We start from the raw sequence: 17,985 nt of genomic DNA on the forward strand, positions 1-17,985 counted from the left end.
GGGTTGAGGGCCGCCCGTGCTCTGGGCCTCGTCGGTCTGGCCGTGGCCCTGGCCGGCTGCAGCGCCACGGCGCGGATCATCGGCCAGGCCCCTGCCAATCTCCCCTTGCCGCCAGGGGTGGAGGTGGCCTTCAATCACCGCAGCGACCATCAGTACCGCAGCCCGATCGATGGCCGCCGGCGCAGCGGCGACGACCTGGAGGCCCTGGTGCTGGACACGATCCAGCGGGCCGAAACCAGGATCCAGCTGGCAGTGCAGGAACTCGCTTTGCCCAGGGTGGCCGAGGCCCTGGTTCGCAAGCACCAGGGCGGGGTCAAGGTCGAGGTGGTGCTGGAGAACACCTACAGCACCACCTGGAGCGCCCAGCACCCCAGTGATCTGAACCCCCATCAGCGGCTTCGGCACACCCAGCTCTCGGCCCTGGCCGATCGCAACCACGACGGCCAGCTCAGCGGCGAGGAACGGCGAGCGGGGGATGCGGTGGCCATCCTGCAGCGGGGCGGGGTACCCCTGATCGATGACACGGCCGACGGCAGCGCCGGCAGCGGCCTGATGCACCACAAGTTTCTGGTCGTCGATGGTCGCTGGCTGGTCACCGGATCCGCCAACTTCACCCCGTCCTGCATCCACGGCGATGCCGGTGATCCCCAGACGCTGGGCAACGTGAATCACCTGCTGCGGATCGAGAGCCGGCCCCTCGCCGCCCTGTTCAGCGCCGAATTCAACCGGATGTGGGGGGATGGTCCCGGCGGGAGTACCGACAGCCGCTTCGGCATCGGCAAGGAGTCCGGCGAGGTTCAGACGGTGATGGTCGGCCCCACCCCGGTGGAGGTGCTGTTCGCGCCCCATCGGCGCCGCGATGCCCACAACGGACTGGCCCTGCTCGAGGAGCGCCTGGCCCAGGCCCAGACCAGCCTGGACATGGGGCTGTTCGTGTTCTCCGCCCAGGGCATCGCCGACCGGCTGGTCCAGCTGCAGCAGCGGGGGGTGCGGATCCGCCTGCTGGCCGATCCGGGGTTTGCCAGCCGTTCCTTCTCCGAGGTCCTCGACCTGCTTGGCGTGGCGATGCCGGATCGGCTCTGCAAGCTGGAAGCCGGCAACGCCCCCTGGAAGCGGCCGATTGAGGGGGTGGGAACCCCGCAACTGGCCAGGGGCGACAAGCTGCACCACAAGATCGCCGTGATCGACGCCAAGGATGTGATCACCGGCTCCTTCAATTGGAGTCCATCGGCGGCCCATGCCAACGACGAGACCCTGCTGATCCTTCACTCCCCGGCCCTGGCCGCCCACTTCTCGCGGGAGATGGACCGGATGTGGCAGGGTGCCGAGCTTGGCATCACGGCGCGGATGCAACGCAAACTGGAGCGGATCCGCCGGAGTTGTGGCAGCGGCACCCAGCGGCAACCCACCGTGCAACACAGCTGAGGCCACCCATGCAGCAGCCGGTGGTGATCGTCGGTGCGGGCCCGGCCGGCACCTGCCTGGCGCTGCTGCTGGCCGAGCGGGATCTGCCCGTGATCCTGGTGGAGGCCGCCAGGGATCTGGGCCGCCGCTTCCGCGGCGAGGCTCTGATGCCCTCGGGGCTCGACGCCCTCGACCAGATCGGCCTGACGCCGCTGTTGCAAACCCTTCCAGGCCGAACGCTGAGTGGCTGGGCCTTCCGGGTCAACGGCCGGGAGCTGTTCCGCGTCGACGAACCGATGGGCTCCGATCGACCCTGCACCCTGGTTTCTCAACCGGCACTGTTGAAGGCCATGATCGCCAGGGCGGGCCGGTGCGGCGGTTTCCGCTGGCTGCCGGGCCAGCGCGCCCTGGCCCTGGTGATCGAGGACGACCGGGTGGCCGGAGTGCGGCTGGCCGACGGGCGGATCCTCGCCGCCGCCCTGGTGATCGCCGCCGATGGGCGCTCCTCGCTGCTGCGGGGCAAGGCGGGGCTGGCGCTGGAGCAGAGCAGCAGCCCGATCGATCTGCTCTGGTTCCGGCTGCCGGCCCACCCGCTCTTCGAGGCCGACAACCTGTTCCTGGTTCAGCTCGGCGCGGGAGGCGGCTTCAGCGTGTTCCACGGCGCCACCCCCGGGGAGCTGCAGCTCGGCTGGCTGCTGGCACCCGGCGCGCGGATCGAGCGGAGCGCTTCCGCCTGGGCCGAAGCCTTCGCCCAGCTCTCCCCGGACTGGCTGGCCGAGCACTTCCAGGCCCAGGCCGGGGCGATCACCCCGCCGCAAAGGCTTTCGGTGCAGGTGGGCATCGCGCCCCGCTGGCACCGGCCGGGCCTGCTGCTGCTCGGGGATGCCGCCCATCCGATGAGTCCGGTTCGGGCCCAGGGGCTCAACATGGCCCTGCGTGATGCGCTGGTGGCCGCCAACCATCTGGTGCCCGTGCTGTGCGTTCAGGCCGGTCCCGCAGCCATCGACCGGGCCCTCGCCGCCATCCAGGCGGAGCGGGAACCGGAGATCCACCAGGCCCAGGCCCTCCAGGGCGATGAAGCCCGGCAGGGGGAGCTGCTGGCTCGAAACCCCTTGGTGCGCGATGGAGTCGCTCGGTTGAGCCCCTGGATCGGCCCTGCGCTGAAGCGCGCCTGGATGGCGCGGCAGGGTCCCCTGCGGGAGGGGTTCAGCCCCGTCCGCCTCCGGGTCTGAGCCGCGGCGATGATGGAACCCTTGCCATCGGATCTCCATGGGTCGCCTTCGCCTCGTCGCCCCGTTGCTGATCACCCCCTGGCTGAGCCTCGGGTGCCTGGCCTGGTCGGCCACCGCCCTGGGCCGGGAGCTGCCCGACTATCCCAGCGCCAGCGTGTTGCGGGAGGTGCAACTGGCCACCTTCGCCTGCTCCCGCACCAACACCGAAGCGGACTGCAGCCGGGCTCGGACCCTGGCCAATCCCCTGATGGACAACCCCCTGCTGCCGACGTTCTGCAAAGACGGCGTCTGGGACATCCTCCAGAAGGCGCAACCCGCCGCGGCCAACTCCTTCCAGCGCCGCGATGTCCTCGACCAGGCCGGCGAGCGGCTGATCAGCCGCTGCCAGGCCCGTGCCAAGCCCAAGCCAGCACCAGCACCGGGCGGGGCGGGGCCCACCGGCCTGGGGGGAGGATCGGGATTCGGCATCGGACCCGCGAAGAACTGAAGCCCTGCTCCTCCCGTTCAGGGTCGAGGACCGCTGCCCGTAGTGCCACCGCTGAGGCTGGAAAGATCGGAAGCGGCAAGTTGGAGCAGCTGGCGGGCGGTGGTCTCCATGAACCCCACGGTCCAGCCGGTGGTGACGATGACCCGGTCAGCGAAGGCGCAGAGCTCGGAGCGCTGGCCCTGGGCCTCGCAGCTGCTCGACAACCCCAGCAGGGCATTGGTGAGCTTGCCCCGCAGGCAATGCTCCGTGCCGGACTGGGCCAGGACCGCCTCGGCCGCCGTGCGGCTGGAATTCACCGCCTCAGCGAACGGCTTGGCCTCGGCGGCGGGGGTCGTTGCGGCGAGGCCAGCTGTGGCGGTGAAGGTCAAAACCAAGGCGGGAAGCAGGGATCCCCATGGCACTAGATACCCCATCCGGCGCATCGATATCAAAGCGAAATCATCAATCCACGGTAGCCAACCCGACAGGGACGGAGAGCAGGGTTAGCCTTCGATCTCCTGCTCTTCGGTCGTATGGCCAGCAGCGCACCCGACAGCACCGCCGCCCCAGCGATCGAAGAGGTGGCCCTCAACGCCCCCTTCACCGACCAGAAGCCCGGCACCTCGGGGCTGCGCAAGAGCAGCCGCCAATTTGAGCAACCCCACTACCTGGAGAGCTTCATCGAGGCGGTGTTCCAGGTGCTGCCGGGGGTGGAAGGCGGCACCATGGTGCTCGGCGGCGACGGCCGCTACGGCAACCGCCATGCCATCGACGTGATCTGCCGCATGGCCGCCGCCCATGGCATGGCCCGGGTGATCACCACCACCGGCGGCATCCTCTCCACGCCGGCGGCCTCGAACCTGATCCGCCGCCACCAGGCGATCGGCGGCATCATCCTCTCGGCCAGCCACAACCCCGGTGGCCCCGAGGGCGATTTCGGCGTCAAGGTGAATGGCGCCAACGGTGGGCCCGCCCCGGAATCGATCACCGAGGCGATCCATGCCACCACCACCAGGCTCGCCGGCTATCGGATCGCCAAAGCGGCGCCGGTGGCTCTGGAGGCACCTGGCTTGCACAGGATCGGCACCCTCAACATCGAGGTGATCGATGGGGTGGGCGACTACGTGGACCTGTTGCAGGGCCTCTTCGACTTCGATCAGATCGCCGATCTGTTGCGCGGCGATTTCCCGATCGCGTTCGATGCCATGCACGCGGTGACCGGGCCCTACGCCAAGCGGCTGCTGGAAGGCCTGCTCGGCGCGCCGGCGGGCACGGTGCGCAACGGCATCCCCCTGGAGGATTTCGGCGGCGGCCACCCCGATCCCAACCTCACCTATGCCCACGAGCTGGCCGACCTGCTGATGGGCGGGGACGCCTACCGCTTCGGCGCCGCCTGCGACGGCGACGGCGACCGCAACATGATCCTGGGGTCCCGCTGCTTCGTGAACCCCAGCGACAGCCTGGCCGTGCTCACCGCCAACGCGGCCCTTGCGCCCGGCTATGGGAACGGTCTGGCCGGGGTGGCCCGCTCGATGCCCACCAGCGCCGCGGTGGATGTGGTTGCCCGCGAGCTGGGCCTGGCCTGCTACGAAACGCCCACGGGCTGGAAGTTCTTCGGCAACCTGCTCGACGCCGGCCGGATCACCCTCTGCGGCGAGGAAAGCTTCGGCACCGGCAGCAACCACATCCGCGAAAAGGACGGCCTCTGGGCGGTGCTCTTCTGGCTCCAGATCCTGGCGGTGCGGCGCTGCTCCGTGGCTCGGGTGATGGCGGAGCACTGGAGCCGGTTCGGCCGCCATTACTACTCCCGCCATGACTACGAAGCGATCGCCAGCGACCGGGCCCATGGCCTCTACGACCGGCTGAAGGGGATGCAGCCCGCCCTGGTGGGGGAGGGCTTCGCCGGTCGCCGCATCGCCACCGCCGACGACTTCAGCTATCGCGATCCGGTGGATGGCTCCCTCACCAGCGGCCAGGGGCTGCGGCTGCTGCTCGACGACGGCAGCCGGGTGGTGTTCCGCCTCTCCGGCACCGGCACCCAGGGGGCCACCCTGCGGGTCTATCTCGAGAGTTTCATGCCCACCAGCGGCAACCTGGCCCAGGATCCCCAGCGGGCCCTGGCGGATCTGATCAGCGCCGCCGATGGCCTGGCCGAGATCCACAGCCGCACCGGCATGGAGCGGCCCACGGTGATCACCTGAGCTTGTGCCCCCCAGCCTCAGTCGCTCCGTCCATCGAGGGGGGCGCCGGGCTGGCCGCGGCGGGTGAGGCTGATCTGGCGCAGGCTCTCGCCCCAGACGCCGCAGAATGCCGCCATCCCCGCCACCACCACCCAGAAGCGGGGATGAAGCGGTGGCAGCAATTCGCCAGGTGTTCGCGACACCCGGTGGGCCAGGGTCAGCAGCACCAATGCAGCAGCCAGGTTGATCAGGCCCGCCAGCAGGATGCGGCGGCGATCGACCCGCAACTGGCGGCGGGGGCAATAGCCGGCAGGCCGGGGAAGGGGCATTTCAGGTGGCCGGTCCTGCCGGCAGCACCGGTTCGGTGGCCTGGCTGGCCGGGAACCAGGTCGCTTCCAGTTGCTTCATTAGCACATAGAAGGAAGGCACCACGAACAGGCTGAGCCCGGTGGCCACCAGGAGCCCACCGAAGATCACTGCCCCGAGCGACTGCTGGCTGAGCGCCCCGGCCCCTGAGGCCACCAGCAGGGGAAAGAAGCCGGCCAGGGCCGCCATCGCCGTCATCAGGATCGGGCGCAGCCGGGAGCAGGCGGCCGCCATCGCCGCTTCTGTGGCGGTCATCCCCTGCTCCATGCGCTGGTTGGCCAAATCCACGATCAGGATGCCGTTCTTGGCCGCCAGGCCAATCAGCGTCACTAGGCCCACCTGGGCATAGACGTTGTTCACCTGGCCGCGCAACACCAGGAACATCAGCGCCCCGAGCATGGCCAGGGGCACCGTCATCAGAATGACCAGCGGATCGATGTAACTGCCGTACTGGGCCGAGAGCACCAGGTACACCACCACGATTCCCAGGGCAAACACCAGAATCGCCAGGGCGCCCGCCTGCACCTCCGAGCGGCTCAGGGCCGACCAGGCCGAGCCGATGTTGGAGAAATTGAAGCGGCGGAACACAGCGGCGATCGTATCGATCGCCTGGCCGCTGCTCTTGCCGACAGCCTCCACCCCCTGGATCAGCACCGTGCGGTAGAGATCGAAGTGGCTGATGATCGGCGGGGCGCTGTCGAGGCGGGCCTTCACCACATTGGAGAGCGGCACCAGCTCGCCGGCGCGGTTGCTGATGTTGAGGTTCTTCAGGTCCTGGATCATGCCGCGATGGCTGGCATCCGCCTGTACGTACACCTGCCGGTACTGCTGCTGCTCGTAGGTCTGATTCACGAAGCTGCCGCCGGTGAGGGTGCCCAGGGCCTCCATGGCGGCGCTGTAGTCGATGTCGAGCGAGGCCATGCGGTCGCGGTCCACATCCAGCCGCCAGACCGGGGCATCACTGACGAACTGGGTGTAGAGGTTGCCGAAGCTGCCGGTGGAGCGGGCCTTGGCGATCAGCTCCCGCGCCAGGCCGGCCAGTTCGGTGGGGCTGTAGCCACCATTGCTGAGGTCGTTGAACTGGAAGGAGAGCCCCCCCTGGGCACCGAAGCCCGGCACGGCGGCTGGCGCCTGGGCCAGCACGATTGCCCCGGGGATCCTGGAAAAAGCCTTGTTCAGCCGCTCGATGATCGCGTTGGCCGATTGCTCGGGGCTGGTGCGTTCCTCGATCGGCTTGAGGCCGAAGAAGAAGATGCCCTGGTTGAGTGAACCGCCGTTGAAGCCGGCCCCTCCCACCAGCTCACCAGACACCACATCGGCCTCCTTGGCGATGATTTTGCGGGCCTGATCCGCCACCAGCATGGTGGCCTCGATCGACGATTGGGCGGGCAGCTGAATGATGCCCAGGCCATAGCCCTGGTCCTCGGTGGGAACGAAGCCGGTGGGAATGAGCACGAAGGCGGCACCGGTGACCAGAACACCGCCCAGCAACGCCACCGCCACAAACCTCCTCAGGCGGATCACCTGCTGGAGCAGGGCGGCATAGCCGCGGGCAACCTGCTCGAAGGCCTTGTTGAAGGCGGTGAAGATGGGCATCAGGAAGGTGCCCACCACCGCACCCACCACGCCGAGCACCAGGGCCAGCAACCAGCCGCCCGCCAGGGTGCCGTAGAGCGCACCGAAAGCCCCGCCGATCGCCGTCCAGCGCCAGCCTCGGGGCTCGGTCTTGCCGCCCCCCAGCAGCAACGCCGACTGCAGCGGCTTGCCGGTGATGGCATTGAAGGTGGACACGATGATCGAAAACACGATCGTGAGCGCGAACTGGCGGTAGATCACCCCGGTGGCTCCAGGGAAGAAGGCCACGGGAACGAACACAGCCAGCAGCACCAGGGCCGTGGCCAGAATCGCGCCGGTGAGTTCCTTCATCGCATTCGAGGCGGCCACGAAGGGTGGATCGCCCGCTTCGATGCGCGCCGAAACGGCCTCCACCACCACGATCGCGTCATCCACCACCAGGCCGGTGGCGAGGATGATGCCCAGAAGCGTGAGTTCGTTGATCGAGAAGCCGAAGGCCTTCACGAACACCATCGCGCCCAGCAGGGCGATCGGCAGAGCGAGGGCCGGCACGGCGGTGGCCTTCCAGTCTTGGAGGAACAGGAAGATGATCAGCAGCACCAGCACCACCGCATCGCGCAGGGCATCGAGGGCCCCTTCGATCGAGGCGTTGATGAAGTCGGTCTGGTCGAACACCTTCTCCAGCAGTACACCGGGCGGCAAGGAATTGCGGAACTGGGTCAGCACCGCATCGACGGCATTGGCCGTGGTGATCGCATTGCTGCCTGGCAACTGGATGACGCCAAAACCAACAGAGGGATAGCCGGTGATGGCGTTGACGGCCGACTGGTTGAAGTTCTGGAAGGCATACTCAGCTCGGCCCACATCACCCAGACGAATCAGCCCGCCATCGGGCCCTTTCGAAAGAATGAGCTTTTCAAACTCAGCAACCGTTTCCAGGTTTCCATTCACCAGAATCGGGAAGGTGGAACGGTTGCTTGGCAGCGATGGCGGTCCACCGATGCTGCCAGCAATCACGACCACGTTCTGCGCTTTCAGCGCATTCACCACATCGGCGACAGAAAGATTGAACCGGGAGAGCCGCAGCGGATCCACCCACAGACGGAAAGCCGGATCACTGGCGCCGAAGATGTTGACCTGACCCACCCCATCGGCGCGGGTAAGCGGATAAAGCAGATTGAGCTGCACCAGCCCATTGAGGTAATTCCGGTCGAACTGTCCTTCGCTTGACGTGATGTTGTAAACCAGAAGGTAGCTGCCCGAGGTCTGTTGAACCGTCACCCCCTGGGCATTCACCTGGGGAGGCAGCTGCGGAGTGGCGGTCTGCACCCGATTGAGCACATTCACCTGATCGATATCAGGATTGGTGCCCGGCTTGAAATAGACGTTGATCTGGCTGCTGCCCTCGCCGGTGCTGGTGGACGTGATGTAGTCCATGCCGGGGGCGCCGTTGATCTGCTCCTCGAGAGGGCCGGTCACGGCACTCTCCACCGTGAGCGCATCCGCCCCGGGGAGGCTGGCGTTCACCTGGATCGTGGGCGGGGCGATGTTCGGCAGATTCTCGATCGGCAGCAGCGGAAGGCTGATCACCCCCGCCAGCAGGATCAGCACGCTGCACACCGTGCTGAGCACGGGGCGGCGAATGAAGGTATCCGAAAGGCTCATGGGCGGCTAGGGGCCTGGCGCACGGCCAGACCACTGCGCAGTTGGGCGAGGTTGGCCAGGATGACCGAATCGGTGGATTGCAGGCCGGACTTGAGGGGGTAGACCCCGTTCTGAAGGGTGCCGAGGCTGACAGACACCTGCACCGCCACCAAGGAGCCCGGCGGCGGTGGCGGCTCAATCTCCCTGCCCAACCGCTGCCGGGCATCCTGGGGGCTCACGGCCAGAAAAACAAAGGTTTTGCCGGCCTGCAGCAGCACCGCCTGCTGAGGGATGGCGAGCAGGCGGCCCTGGGCGAATACGAGGGTAGCGTTGACGCGCTGGTTGTTGCGCAGGGCTCCATCGGCATTGCTGAACGTCGCCTTCACCAGCAGGGTCTGGCGTTGCTTGTCGAGGGAGGGGGCCACGAAACTCACCACCCCCCGGGCCACCAGCTCAGAGCGATCGGGGGCCCGCAGCAACACCGGCAGCCCCCGTTTCACCCGGTAGGCATCCTCGCCAGCCACATCGAGGCGCACCCAGAGGCGTGAGTTGTCCACCACGCTGGTGACGGGGGTGCCGGCATTGACCACATCGCCGAGCTTGACGTTGATGGTGCCGATGAAGCCGGCGATCGGAGCGTTGACGTCCTTGTAGCCCAGGGTGGCCTTCGAGGCCTTGAAGGTGTCGCGGCTCTGGATCGCCTGGGTGATGTAGAAATCGCGCTCCTTGGTGGACACAGCTCCCTGATCGTTCAGAAAGACGTAGCGCTCGGCATTGATGATGTCCTTGCGGGCTTCAGCCGCAGCGGAGTCGGTGGCCGCCTGCTGCTGCACCTGATCCAGGGTGAACAGCAGCTGGCCCGGCCTGACGGCCTGGCCCTCGGTCATCGGCATCGCCACGATGCGGCCACTGATCTCGGCCGCCAGCTTCACCTCCCGGATCGCCTCCAGGGTGCTCTGGTAGTCGGCCGAATCCACAAACGGCAGAGTCCGGGGATTGACCAGCCGGACGGCGACAGGCGGCTGCACAGGAGGCGGCGCCGGAGCACAAGCCGGCAGGGAGACCAGCGCCAGCAGGGAGGAGGCCGCCAGAACGGGTATGGGGTGCCGCAACGGGCTGGTCACGAGTGCGATCCAGGTTGACGCACGACAGCTGCTGTGTCCACGTCTGCCGGCGCAGCGCAGCACTGGGAAGAAGTCGTTGCGACGAGGCGATCTCAGGGGCGCCCCCGGCTTCGTCCGCCTCGGGAGAACTTCTGGTGGTAGGCAGGATCGGAGTTGGAGGCCTGCAGCTGGCGCACCGTCTCCAGGGTGAGGCCGGCAAAGGCCCCGAAGCCGCAGAAGATCCCGAAGAACAGGGCAAAGGTGCGCGGACTGACCTCCACCGGCGTGTTGGTCACCACCGCATGCAACATCAGGGCCACGGCAGCCCCCAGGCCACTGCCGATCACCCCGGCCAGCAGGATCCGGCTCCCCCGCAGTGGTGGGGCCTGGGGGGCCATCAGGGGGTAGCCCCCTCGATCAGGGCTCCCTCCCCATCCCCCGGCAGTGGAGGCGTGGGAGGCGGCACCAGCTGTTTCACCACCACATAGAACACCGGCACCACCAGCAGCGACAGCACCGTGGCCACCAGCAGGCCACCGAACACCACCGTGCCCAGGGAGGACTGGCCCCGGGCACCGGCTCCACTCGCAAACACCAGCGGCAGGAAGCCGAACAACGACGAGACGGCGGTCATGATGATCGGCCGCAGGCGGGAGCGGGCCGCCTCCCGGGCCGCCTCCAGGGCGCTGGCGCCAGAGGCCATGCGCTGGTTGGCCAGGTCCACGATCAGGATCCCGTTCTTCGCCGCCAGGCCGATCAGCATCACCAGCCCCACCTGGGCGTAGATGTTGAGCTCGTAGCCGCGGGCCCCCAGGAACACCAGGGCCCCGAGCATGGCGGTGGGCACCGTCATCAGGATGATCAGCGGATCGCTGTAGCTCTCGTACTGGGCCGCCAGCACCAGATACACCACCAGGATGCCGAGGGCGAAGATCACCACCGCCAGGGCCCCGGCACTCACCTCCTCCCGGGCGATGCCGGTCCAGTCGTAGCCGATGCCGGGCACATCCAGCCCCTTGAACAGCCCAAGGATCCCCTTGATCGCCTGGCCCGAACTGCGACCCGGCGCCGCCGAGCCCTCCACCCGGATGGAGCGGAAGAGGTTGAAGCGGGGAATGATCGATGGGCCGGTGATCGGCTCCACCGTGATCACCTCGGCCAGCGGCACCGGCTCTCCTTTGGCATTCGTCACGAAGATGGCCTGGAGCCGCTGGGGCGTGGCACGGAAGGGGCCGTCTGCCTGCACATAGACCCGCCGCACCCGGCCCTCCTGAAAGGTGTCGTTGACGTAGGCGCCACCGAAGTAGAAGCTGAAGACCCGCATCGCCTGGCCGTAGTCGAGGCCGAGGGCGGCGAGCCTGTCCCGGTCCACCGTGATCGCCAGCTGGGGGGACTCGGCGCTGAACTGGGTGAACACACGGCTGAACAGGGGCCGGCCGTCCGGCCGCGCCTGGTTGGCCTTGCCGATCAGCTCAGCTGCCACCCCGGCGAACTGGGGCAGGTTGAGGGCCCCACCACTCTGGTCCAGAAGCTGGAACTCGAAACCGCCGGAGGCGCCATAGCCGGGGATCGAGGGGGGCTCCACCACGAACACCCGGCCGCCGTTGATCACCGAGAGCTTGCGGTTCAGCCGCTCCACGATCGCGTTCACCGACTGGTCCGCATCACCGCGGTCGTCCCAGTTCTTGGTGCCGAAGAAGAACAGCCCCCGGTTAGGGGCATTGCCATCGAGGCTGGCGCCGCTGAAGATCGCCGCCGCTGTGATGTCCTTTTCAGTCCGCAGGATTTCAGCAACCTGGGCATTGACGCGGCTGGTTTTCTGCACCGAAGTGCCGTCGGGAGCTTGCACGAAGCCGATGGCGTAGCCCTGATCCTCCACCGGCACGAAGCCGGAAGGGATGGCGTTGAAGGCCACACCGGTCAGCACCACACCCCCCACCAACACCGACATCACCAACTTGCGGTGGCTCAGCACCCAGCCAAGGGCGCCGTCGTAGCGCCGCTCGAAGCCGGCATAGAAGCGGTTGAACCCCCTGAAGATCGGCGGGGTGAACCAGCCCAGGGCCAGGCCCAGCAGGCCGAACAGCGCGATTGGGAGGGGGTTGGCAAAGCCACCGCTTAGCAGCAACCCGTAGATGGCGCCGATCACCGCACCGGCGATGGCATAGGTGCGTCGGCCGGGGGGGGGGCTCTCCCGGGCCAGCAGCAGGGCGGAGAGCATCGGCGAAAACGTGAGCGCGTTGAAGGTGGAGATCGTTACCGCGAAGAGGATCGTGGCGGCGAACTGCTTGTAGATCGTGCCGGTGGCGCCGGGGAAGAACAGCACCGGAAGGAACACCGCAAACAGCACCAGGGAGGTGGCGATCACGGCGCCGAACAGCTCGTTCATCGTGGCCATGGCGGCCGCCACGGCCGAGAGCCCCTCCTTCTTTTTGGTTGAGGTGTCCTCGATCACGGTGATGGCGTCATCCACCACCAGGCCGGCAGCCAGCACCAACCCGAACAGGGTGAGCTGGTTGAGCGAGAAGCCGAAGGCCTTCACGAAGGCGAAGGTGCCCACCAGGGCCACCGGAATGGCGATCCCCGGCACCATGGTGGCTTTCCAGTCCTGCAGGAACAGGAACAGGATCAGCACCACCAGCAGCACCGCATCCCGCAGGGCGCCGGTCACCCCCTGGATCGAGGCGTTGATGAAGTCGGTGTTGTCGTAGATGATCTCCTTTCGAATCCCCGGCGGCAGGGTGGCTTCGAAGGTGGCGATCACCTCCTTCACCCCATTGGACACCTCCAGGGCGTTGCTGCCGCTGAGCTGATACACCGCCAGGCCCACGGACGGCACGCCGCGCAGGTCGGTGGCCCCCACGTCGAAGCTTTCACCGCCCAGCTCGACGCGGCCCACGTCGCTCAGGCGGATCAGGCCCCCATCCGGGGTGGTGCGCAGAATCATGCGCTCGAATTCCTCGTTGGTGCGCAGCCGCCCCTGCAACTGCACGGTGAAGGTGAATTTCTGGCCATCGGGCGCCGGCGCACCGCCCACCCGGCCGGCCGGCACCAGGCGGTTCTGGGAACTGAGCGCCGCCACCACGTCGGCGGAGGTGAGCTTGTTGGCGGCCAGCCGATCGGGGTCGAGCCAGAGGCGGATCGCCAGCTGGCGGTTGCCGAAGTAGGCGATGCTACCCACTCCCCTCACCCGCCGCAGGGCATCGGTGAGCCCTTGATCAAGCAGGCCGCTGATCGTCTCGATGCTGAAGGGGTTGGCCGGGTCTTCGCTGACGAAGTTGGCCACCAGCAGGATCGAATTGGAGGCCTGGTTGACCACCACCCCCGACTGGCGCACCTCCTCGGGGAGCTGGGGCTGGGCCAGGGCCACCCGGTTCTGCACGTTGACCTGGTTGATGTCGCCGTCGGTGCCGCTGGCGAAGGACACCGTGATGGCGCTGGTGCCGTCGGCAGAACTGGTGGAGCTGATGAACTCCATGTTCTGGACGCCGTTGATCTGCTGCTCCAGCACTGCGGTGACGCCCTGCTCGACGCTGAGGGCATCGGCTCCGTTGTACCGGGAGGTGACCTGCACGGTGGGCGGCGCGATGTCGGGCAGGTTCTCGATCGGCAGCAGGGGGATGGCGATCAGCCCGGCAAAGACGATCAGCAGGCTGCACACCACGGTGAGCACCGGCCGGACAATGAAATTGTTGGAAGCGGACATCGGCGGACCCTTACTTCACCGTCACGGGCGTGCCGTGACGGAGGGTGAGCAGGTTGGTGGTGATGACCGGATTGTTGAGGCCCACCCCCTTCAGCACGGGGTATCGATTGTTCTGCAGGGGTCCGAGCTGCACCGGCACCTGCAGGGCGAAGGCGGCTCCGGGGGGCAGCTTGCGCAGCTCATCGAGTTTCGCCTTGCCCGGATTGCGCTCAAGGTCCTGGAAGCTTCCCGCCACGAACACGAAGCTCTGCCCCGCCGACTGGGTGACCGCGGCGAAGGGCACCGAGGGCAGCTCCCCGGTGGCCAGCTTCACCCGGGTCCGCAGCCGCAGGCCCGTGCGCAGGGCACCCGAAGGATTGGGGAATTCCGCCTTGAGCAGCAGCGACTGGGTGCCGGCGTTGACGGCGGGATCCACCGAATTCACGACTCCGGTGGCCAACAACCGGTTGCCCAGGGGTTCCTGCAACAGCACCGGCAGGCCAGGGCGCACCCGGTCGGTGAAGGCACCGGGCACATCGATGCGGGCCATCAGGCGATCGTTGCGCACCACCTTGGTGAACGGCGCGCCGGCGGCGATCACATCGCCCTGCTTCACCTGCAGGTCGCTGATCACGCCGCTGATCGGAGCTGTGAGGTTGCTGAAGGAGAGATCGGCCTGGCGGGCCACCACGGCTTCCCGCGACTGGATGTACTGCGCCTGAAATTCATCACGCTGCAAGGAGCTGGCAGCGCCCTGGCGCACGAGGAACTCGAAGCGTTGGTAATTGAGCCTGTCCTTGTCACGCTTGGCGATCAGGCTGGCCAAATCAGCGCGCACCTGGGCCTGGTCGAGCACCAGCAGCAGCTGGCCCTGACGCACCCGATCCCCCTGGCGGATCAGCAGGCGCTCGATCCGCCCGGCCGCCTGGGCGGCCAGCTGCACCTCCTCAATCGCCTCCAGGGTGCTGATCGTGTCGACGTCGTTGCTGAAACGGCCCAGGGCCACCGGTTCGGTGGACACCTGCACCCTCCTCACCGGCTCGGGCTTGGGACCACCGCCACAGCCGGTGGCCACCAGGAGCACCGCCGCCAAAACGGCACCCGTTCCGAAGGACACGGAGCGGAGGGCAAGAATCACGCGGGCAGTGCTGGTTGAACGGATTCTGCTGGACGTTCCCACCAATCAGGTCCGGCGCGGTCGAGTCCCAGGATTGTCCCCCATGGGGCCGGATCTCCCGCGTTCCCCACGCACCCAAGCGGATGAGCGATCGGTTCGAGTTCCAGGCCCAACGCCTGCCTCAGGCAATCACCCCCCTGGCCGCCTGCGGCGCAACCCTGAGGATCCACAAGTCCGCAGATTCATAGAGCTGAGCAGGGCAAGCGCTCCGGTTCGCAGGCAACTCCGGTTCGTTTTCGCCTTCTAGAATGGGTTTTGCAGCCTTGCTTCGATGACAGCCGAACCGGGCCAGCTGGAGAGACGGGCCAGGCAAGCAGGGCGCCTGCGGGGCTTCACCCGGGCCGAAGGCATCCTGATGCTCGTGCTGGGGGTGCTGGCCCTGGTGTTCCCGGTGGTGGCCTCGGCCTGGGTCACAGTGATGGTGGCTCTCGCCTTTCTGGTGGGTGGAATCGTGGGCTGGGTCAACAACCTCGCCCGGGCCCGCAGCCTCAGCCGCTGGCACTGTTTCTGGCGGCTGGTCGTCTCCACCCTGTTCCTGGTGGCGGGCCTGTGGATGCTGCTTCAGTTCAAGGCCGGCCTGATTCCCGCCGCTCTTCAGGTCAAGGCCCTGGCCACGGCGGTGGGCATCGTGTTTCTGGCCGAAGGGGCGGTGATGGCGATCGTGTCGCTCTCGAACCGCTCCACCGCCGGCTGGGCCTGGGGCCTGGTCAACGGCCTCGTGACCCTGGTGCTGGGTCTGCTGATTCTCTCGATGGGTCCCGCTGGCCTGCTGCAGGTGGTCGGGCTGCTGGTGGGCATCAGCTTCCTCTTCAGCGGCTTCGATCTACTGCGGTTCAGTGCCCGCTTCCACCACGAGGGTGAGTGATCTCTTCACCCATCAACGGGAGAGGGTCCTCAGCCGAATCGCCCCCCTCGCCGATCGGCTGCGGCCCCGCACGCTCGAGGAGTTCGTCGGTCAGGAGGCGATCCTGGGCCCCGGCCGCCTGCTGCGCCGCGCCATCCGCGCCGATCGGGTCGGCAACCTGATCCTGCACGGCCCGCCCGGGGTGGGTAAAACCACCCTGGCCCGCATCATCGCCGGCACCACGCGGGCCCACTTCAGCAGCCTCAACGCCGTGCTCGCCGGGGTCAAGGACCTGCGCAGCGAAGTGGAGGCGGCCCAGCGGCGCCTCGGTGAGCACGGCCTGCGCAGCCTGCTGTTCATCGATGAGGTGCACCGCTTCAACAGCGCCCAGCAGGACGCCCTGCTGCCCTGGGTGGAGAACGGCACCGTCACCCTGATCGGCGCCACCACCGAGAATCCGTTCTTCGAGGTGAACAAGGCGCTGGTGAGCCGCTCGCGGTTGTTCCGGCTGCAGCCGCTCGAAACCGAGGATCTTCGCCAGCTTCTGGAGCGGGCCCTGGCCGACGGCGAGCGAGGCTATGGCACCCGTTCGGTGGTGCTGAGCAGCGAGGCCGCCGCCCACCTGCTGGATGTGGCCGGTGGCGATGCCCGCAGCCTGCTCAATGCCCTGGAGCTGGCGGTGGAGACGACGGAGCCCGATGGGAACGGCGCCATCAGGATCGACCTGGCCATCGCTGAGGAGTCGATCCAGCAACGGGCCGTGCTCTACGACAAGCAGGGGGACGCCCACTTCGACACGATCAGCGCCTTCATCAAATCGCTGCGGGGCTCCGACGCCGATGCGGCCCTGTTCTGGCTGGCCCGGATGGTGGAGGCGGGCGAAAACCCGCGTTTCATCTTTCGCCGCATGCTGATCGCCGCCGGAGAAGACGTGGGCCTGGCCGATCCCCAGGCGATCGTGGTGGTGGAGGCCTGCGCGGCGGCCTTTGAGCGGGTGGGGCTGCCGGAAGGGCTCTACCCCCTCGCCCAGGCCGCCCTCTATCTGGCCGGGGCCGAGAAGAGCAACAGCGTGCTGGGTTTCTTCGATGCCCTCAAGAGTGTGCGAACCGCCGCCAAGCAAACCGTGCCTTCGCCTCTGCGGGATGCCAGCCGCGATGGCCAGGCCTTCGGCGATGGGGTGGGCTACCGCTACCCCCATGCCTACGCCGAGCACTGGGTCGCCCAGACCTACCTGCCCGCCGTCCTGCAGGGGCAGGTGTTCTGGCAACCCGGTGGCCTGGGCTGGGAAGGCGCCCTGAAGGGACGCCTGCAGCAACGGCGGGCCGCCCAGCTCGCCGCTACCGCGGAAACCATGGCCGAAACCGGCACCATGGCGCTGGAGCCGCTGAGCAGCAGCCCGGACGATCCCCAGCTGGAGCGCTGGCTGCAACGGCAGGCAGCCGCCGAAGGGGAGAGGCTGGACCTCCTGCGCCAACGGTTCTGGCAGGGGGCCCGCTGGCAGCGCCACGACCGGGTGCTGGTGCTGGAGGCCCGCTCCCTGCTCTGGGCGCTCGATCCCCTCGAAGCCACGCCCGAAGGGGGCCTGGTGATCACCGTGGCGCACCCCTCAGAGAAGGAGCGCCTCCAGGCACACCTGCAACTCCTCGATGCCCTCCGCCAGCCGCAACTGTGCGTGGTGCCACCGGAGCATCCGGAAGCGCTGGCCGCCCAGCTGGGTGCGACCGAGCGCTTCGAATGGGTGGCGGCGCGCCAGCCCTTCCAGGGTCTTGGGGCAACCGGGCTGCGCCGCTGGGCGGAAACACTGACGGCTCTGGCCAGCGACAACGCCCAGCTGCGGCTGCTGTTCAGCGTTCCGTTGATCGGCCCGGCGGAAAGCCTGCTGGCCGTCCTGGGCGCCCCTGGCCGGCCTGGCGCCGAACCCACCGACACCCACCAGCGGCTGGAGGCCTGCCTGCCGCTGGAGCGGCAATGGCTGCAAGACGCTTCGGCCTCCGCCCAGGCGGTGATGCTGGGCCAGCTGGAGGCGCTGGGCTGGCAGGTGGCCGAGGAGGGTTGGCAAGAGCCGCTTCAACTCGCCTTGACCCCCGCCTTGGTGGAGCGTTGGTTTGGCGCCGAAGCCAGCTACCGGAGGGTCCTGGGCCAGGCGTTCGGGGTCTCCGAGATTGCCGCTCTGCAGGAATGCTTCGAGGCCAACCGCAACGCAAGCCTGCCCCAACGGCTCGACCACGGCCTGTTGATCGCCAGGTGGCCCGGGGAGGCCGCCATCAAAAAAGCCCCGACGAAGCGGGGCTGAAAGGCGGTGGGCGGCC

The 17,985-nt window shown here is 67.8% G+C and carries 13 protein-coding genes; 6 read left to right on the forward strand and 7 right to left on the reverse strand.

The window, feature by feature from the left end:
* Positions 1–3 precede the first annotated feature (3 nt).
* From KBY66_RS08670 to KBY66_RS08680, 3 genes are read left to right on the forward strand one after another with little or no spacing between them, the layout of a single operon-like run.
* Positions 4–1,425 carry a phospholipase D-like domain-containing protein gene (locus tag KBY66_RS08670; protein ID WP_255088901.1) on the forward strand — a complete coding sequence of 474 codons (1,422 nt, stop codon included), beginning with the start codon at positions 4–6 and terminating at the stop codon, positions 1,423–1,425.
* 8 nt (positions 1,426–1,433) lie between these two features.
* Entirely contained in the window at positions 1,434–2,636 is a 1,203-nt protein-coding gene (locus KBY66_RS08675) for an FAD-dependent monooxygenase (RefSeq protein ID WP_255088902.1), read from the forward strand.
* A 37-nt stretch (positions 2,637–2,673) separates the two neighbouring features.
* On the forward strand, positions 2,674–3,123 hold the full coding sequence (locus KBY66_RS08680) for a hypothetical protein (RefSeq protein WP_255088903.1): 450 nt from the start codon (positions 2,674–2,676) through the stop codon (positions 3,121–3,123).
* Between the two features lie 17 nt (positions 3,124–3,140).
* On the opposite strand, the gene KBY66_RS08685 is transcribed toward KBY66_RS08680, so the two are convergent.
* A complete protein-coding gene (locus KBY66_RS08685) occupies positions 3,141–3,497 on the reverse strand; it encodes a hypothetical protein (RefSeq protein WP_255088904.1) in 357 nt (118 codons plus the stop codon).
* 138 nt (positions 3,498–3,635) lie between these two features.
* Between KBY66_RS08685 and KBY66_RS08690 the strand changes: the two genes are divergently transcribed.
* A complete protein-coding gene (locus tag KBY66_RS08690; protein ID WP_255088905.1) occupies positions 3,636–5,303 on the forward strand; it encodes an alpha-D-glucose phosphate-specific phosphoglucomutase in 1,668 nt (555 codons plus the stop codon).
* A gap of 17 nt (positions 5,304–5,320) precedes the next feature.
* Here KBY66_RS08690 and KBY66_RS08695 read toward each other — a convergent pair whose 3' ends face one another.
* The 6 genes from KBY66_RS08695 to KBY66_RS08720 all read right to left on the reverse strand — a co-directional run bounded on the left by KBY66_RS08695 (position 5,321) and on the right by KBY66_RS08720 (position 14,793).
* Complete coding sequence (locus KBY66_RS08695) at positions 5,321–5,611, reverse strand: hypothetical protein (RefSeq protein WP_255088906.1); 291 nt, start codon at positions 5,609–5,611, stop codon at positions 5,321–5,323.
* Position 5,612: 1 nt separating this feature from the next.
* A complete protein-coding gene (locus KBY66_RS08700; protein WP_255088907.1) occupies positions 5,613–8,888 on the reverse strand; it encodes an efflux RND transporter permease subunit in 3,276 nt (1,091 codons plus the stop codon).
* Positions 8,885–9,991 carry an efflux RND transporter periplasmic adaptor subunit gene (locus KBY66_RS08705; RefSeq protein ID WP_255088908.1) on the reverse strand — a complete coding sequence of 369 codons (1,107 nt, stop codon included), beginning with the start codon at positions 9,989–9,991 and terminating at the stop codon, positions 8,885–8,887. The genes KBY66_RS08700 and KBY66_RS08705 overlap by 4 nt, the downstream gene beginning before the upstream one ends.
* Positions 9,992–10,083: 92 nt before the next feature.
* Positions 10,084–10,368, reverse strand: coding sequence for a hypothetical protein (locus KBY66_RS08710; RefSeq protein ID WP_255088909.1), 285 nt, complete (start codon positions 10,366–10,368; stop codon positions 10,084–10,086).
* A complete protein-coding gene (locus KBY66_RS08715) occupies positions 10,368–13,676 on the reverse strand; it encodes an efflux RND transporter permease subunit (protein ID WP_255088910.1) in 3,309 nt (1,102 codons plus the stop codon). Before KBY66_RS08715 ends, KBY66_RS08710 begins: the two co-directional genes overlap by 1 nt.
* Before the next feature lie 10 nt (positions 13,677–13,686).
* The gene (locus tag KBY66_RS08720) at positions 13,687–14,793 is read right to left on the reverse strand and encodes an efflux RND transporter periplasmic adaptor subunit (protein WP_315855494.1); all 1,107 of its coding nucleotides are present in this window, start codon (positions 14,791–14,793) and stop codon (positions 13,687–13,689) included.
* Between the two features lie 310 nt (positions 14,794–15,103).
* Here KBY66_RS08720 and KBY66_RS08725 point away from each other — a divergent pair, with 310 nt between their 5' ends.
* On the forward strand, positions 15,104–15,697 hold the full coding sequence (locus KBY66_RS08725) for an HdeD family acid-resistance protein (protein ID WP_255088911.1): 594 nt from the start codon (positions 15,104–15,106) through the stop codon (positions 15,695–15,697).
* Positions 15,690–17,969, forward strand: coding sequence for an AAA family ATPase (locus tag KBY66_RS08730; protein ID WP_255088912.1), 2,280 nt, complete (start codon positions 15,690–15,692; stop codon positions 17,967–17,969). Before KBY66_RS08725 ends, KBY66_RS08730 begins: the two co-directional genes overlap by 8 nt.
* The last annotated feature ends 16 nt before the right edge of the window (positions 17,970–17,985 follow it).

This window comes from Synechococcus sp. Tobar12-5m-g, from assembly GCF_024345415.1.
In the GTDB taxonomy this organism is placed as follows: Bacteria; Cyanobacteriota; Cyanobacteriia; order PCC-6307; family Cyanobiaceae; genus Regnicoccus.